This is a genomic window from Streptococcus mitis (assembly GCF_001074635.1).
In the GTDB taxonomy this organism is placed as follows: domain Bacteria; phylum Bacillota; class Bacilli; order Lactobacillales; family Streptococcaceae; genus Streptococcus; species Streptococcus mitis_E.
In genome coordinates, this window is record NZ_JUQO01000052.1 from 1 (window position 1) to 1,151 (window position 1,151).

General features: G+C 30.1%; 4 protein-coding genes. All 4 read right to left on the reverse strand.

The genetic code is table 11. The annotated features are described in order from the left end of the window. A partial coding sequence (locus ADI58_RS11430) for a hypothetical protein (protein WP_049521249.1) occupies positions 1–181 on the reverse strand: 181 nt, incomplete at its 3' end. 7 nt (positions 182–188) lie between these two features. Further along, complete coding sequence (locus ADI58_RS11355; RefSeq protein WP_193390583.1) at positions 189–338, reverse strand: hypothetical protein; 150 nt, start codon at positions 336–338, stop codon at positions 189–191. Further along, positions 331–576: a hypothetical protein gene (locus ADI58_RS11490; protein WP_049521250.1), complete on the reverse strand. Its 246-nt coding sequence runs from the start codon at positions 574–576 to the stop codon at positions 331–333. The genes ADI58_RS11355 and ADI58_RS11490 overlap by 8 nt, the downstream gene beginning before the upstream one ends. After that, a complete protein-coding gene (locus ADI58_RS01910; RefSeq protein ID WP_049521251.1) occupies positions 557–919 on the reverse strand; it encodes a hypothetical protein in 363 nt (120 codons plus the stop codon). The genes ADI58_RS11490 and ADI58_RS01910 overlap by 20 nt, the downstream gene beginning before the upstream one ends. Positions 920–1,151 lie beyond the last annotated feature (232 nt).

The following is a 1,151-nucleotide window of genomic DNA, read 5'->3' on the forward strand; positions in this document are numbered from 1 at the left end:
TTTTTTTAAATTTTACATAAACTATCATTGCTATGGTTAAAATCAAAAATATTAAATTAATCATAATGATTAATTTCTTTAGTTCCTCATCAACATGATCATATGCTAAAAAAGTTACAGAGGAAATTAGTAGAAATGCCAAAAATACAATAACAAAAATTTTTTCAATTTTCATACCCATTTTACAATCACCATAAGTCCTTTAAGTTTAGATTTCTGCGATGAATATCATTATTTGCCCAAATTGTTGTGATGGCATCACCAATTGACATCCAAGTTGCAAATCTGTTAATAGCAGAAGTTGCAAAACCTGCTTTATTGATAACAACTTTAGTCATCATCGTCTCTATAAAAATATTTTCTATACACTCTTGATAATACCAAAATTAATGTCAATATCATACCAAGAGCCATAATAATGGAATTTATTAGATTTATTTTAGTATGTCCAATCACTAGTCCAATAATTGGACTAGTAGACATGCTTAGATATAATAAAAATAACAAAAAATGAATTTCACCAATTCCTGCAAAAAAATGTTTCATAGCTATAGTTTTATCCCCATAAATATCCATAAAATTTACCGTCTACGATATCTAAACCATATGCAATGGCTCCTCCTAATGAGAATACTTCAGCAACAGTAACCGCAATATTAAGAGTATTAGTAATAGTTGCCATACTAACTCCACCAATATATCTTGTTAGAGCACTTCTAACGACTCGGCTCATCATACCACGATTAGCAATTAACTTTTTAATGGCATATGTCTGGTATACTGACATCCCTCCATAAACTGCAGTTGCAGCAATATTATCACGTTTGTTCCACCAGTTACAACCAACACCACCCCCATCAAGATACATCATCTCTTCTTCATCAATCGCAACATAGTTGTTTGGTAATACAAGCTCCATCAAAATACTCCTTTTTTCATACAGCGTGGTTAGGATAGTTTCCTAACAGGTAATCGTTGACTACGTTTAAAGCACTTTGTTACCTAGATAAAATATCCTTTCACTATTTGATTTTAAAGAGAAGTAAGATTTAACCATATTTATCTCATTTCTTATTTTTAAATAACTCATACTCTTTTTCTCTGATAAAGAGAAGTGAAAAATTAGAAAAAATTAGTAGAATTGAAAACAG

Coding starts and splice junctions, on each gene's coding strand:
- ADI58_RS11355 (WP_193390583.1), bottom strand. CDS start 338: ATGACTAAAGTTGTTATCAATAAAGCAGGTTTTGCAACTTCTGCTATT.
- ADI58_RS11490 (WP_049521250.1), bottom strand. CDS start 576: ATGGATATTTATGGGGATAAAACTATAGCTATGAAACATTTTTTTGCA.
- ADI58_RS01910 (WP_049521251.1), bottom strand. CDS start 919: ATGGAGCTTGTATTACCAAACAACTATGTTGCGATTGATGAAGAAGAG.